The sequence below is a fragment of the Streptomyces javensis genome (assembly GCF_039525925.1).
Lineage (GTDB): Bacteria > Actinomycetota > Actinomycetes > Streptomycetales > Streptomycetaceae > Streptomyces > Streptomyces asiaticus.
Window position 1 is genome coordinate 1 of sequence record NZ_BAAAIF010000221.1, and the last position, 2121, is coordinate 2121.

The 2121-nt window shown below is 71.2% G+C and carries 1 protein-coding gene; it reads right to left on the reverse strand.

The genetic code is table 11. The features are described from left to right. The coding region (locus tag ABD329_RS47640; protein WP_344318261.1) for an acyltransferase domain-containing protein at window positions 1-2065 on the reverse strand (2065 nt) is incomplete at its 3' end. Window positions 2066-2121 lie beyond the last annotated feature (56 nt).

The window sequence follows — 2121 nt, forward strand, 5'->3', positions numbered from 1 at the left end:
CGGAATCCAGCACCGCGGCCAGCACGGTCTCCACGTCAGCGTCACGCGTCGGGTCCAGACCAGCCGCCGGGTCGACATCGACCAGCAGCAGACGACCAGGGTGCTCCGACTGCGCCGAGCGCACCAGACCCGCCACCGCCGCACCAGCCAGATCCTGACCGTCGGATGCGCCCTGGGTCCAGATCACCAGCCGTGCGTCGTCGGTCGCGGGATCGGCCAGCCACTCCTGCACCCACTCCAGCACCGTCGCGGCAGCCTGGTGGGCCGCCTGCGGCGCCGGACTCCCGGCGGGAGCGGCAGGCACCGCAGCAACAACCACCGGAGCCATCCCGGAGCCATGCCGCGCCCACTGCACTGCACCGGGCGAAGTCTGCGTCAGCACCGGGACCCAGTCAACGGTGAACAGCGACTGCCAGGCCTGTCGGCTAGACCCGGCGAGCTGACCGGCCGAAGCCTCACGCAGCACCAACGACTGCGCCTGGAAAACCGGCTGCCCGACACCGTCGAACGCCGTCACCGAGACCCCACCGGGTCCCGGTGCCAGCACCACGCGCAGATGGCGGGCGCCACCGGCCAGGAGCCGCACCCCCGACCACACGAACGGCAGGCCCGTCCCCCCACCGCTGCCACTGCCACTGCCGCCGCCGCTGCTGTTGCTGTTGCTGTTGCTGTTGGCAGCGGCCAGGAGAGCGTGCAAGGCGGCATCGAGCAAAGCGGGGTGCAGGCCGTACCCGGCGACATCCGCTTCCGCGGCCTCGGGCAGCTCGACCTCGGCGTAGACGGTGTCGCCGGACTGCCAGACTTGACGCAGGCCTTGGAACGCCGGCCCGTAGCCGTAGCCGCGCTGGGCAAAGCTCCCGTACGCGTTGTCAACCGGAACCTGCTCCGCGCCGACCGGCGGCCAGGCGCCCAGCGGGGCCGGAGCGGGCTCGCTGCCGGACGGGGCCAGCACGCCGACGGCGTGCCGAACCCAACTCCCTTCCCCTGTACGGGAGGAGACCGTGACGGTCCGCCGACCGCTGTCGCCGTCGCTGTCACCGACCTGGACCTGTAGCTGCACACCGCCCTGGGTGGGCAGGATCAGCGGCTCCTGGAGCGTCAACTCCTCCAGGACGCCGCAGCCGGCCAGGTCGCCTGCGTGGACCGCCAGGTCCACGAACGCCGTGCCGGGCAGCAGCACCGTGCCGTGCACCGCGTGGTCGGCCAGCCACGGCATCGCCGACACCGACAGACGACCGGTCAGCACCAGCCCATCACCCTCGGCCAGCCACACCGCCGCCGCCAACAATGGGTACCCATCGCTCTGCAAGCCGATCGACGACACGTCACCGCGACCCGTGAGGGGCTTGGGCCAGTAGTGCTGGCGCTGGAACGGGTAGGTCGGCAGGCCCACCTTGACCGCCCAGCCCTCGTCGGCGGTTGCCGCGGCCCAGTCCACCTCGACACCAGCGGTGTAAGCACCGGCCAGCGCGGTCAGCCAGCGACCACGACCACCATCGCCACGCCGCAAGCTGCCCACGGCAACCAAGTCCTCGCCAGCCTGCGCGATCGCCAAACCCAGCACCGGATGCGGACTGACCTCCACAAACACCCGGTGACCCTCCGCCGCCAGCGCGGCGACCACCTCACCGAAACGCACCGTCCGCCGCAGATTCCGATACCAGTACCCACCATCCAACTCAGCCGTATCCACCACCCGCGCCTCAAGCGTCGAGTAGAACGGCACCGCGCTGCTACCGGCGGACACCCCAGCCAGATCCTCGGCCAGACGGTCCCTGACCGCCTCGACATGCGCCGTATGCGACGCGTAATCCACCGCGACCCGCCGCGCGCCACGATCGGCGTACGCGTCCGTGAACTCCACACACGCCTGCGCGGCACCAGCGACCACGACCTGCCGCGGACCGTTCACCGCCGCGACCGACAGGTCATCGCCCCAGCCGGAGATCCACTCCCGCACCTCCTCAAGCGAGGCAGGCACCGACACCATCCCACCCGTGCCGGCCAGTTCCGCCAACGCCCGACTGCGCAGCGCCACAACCCGCGCGCCATCCTCCAACGACAAACCACCCGCGACACACGCCGCGGCGATCTCGCCCTGACTGTGACCCGCAACCGCCA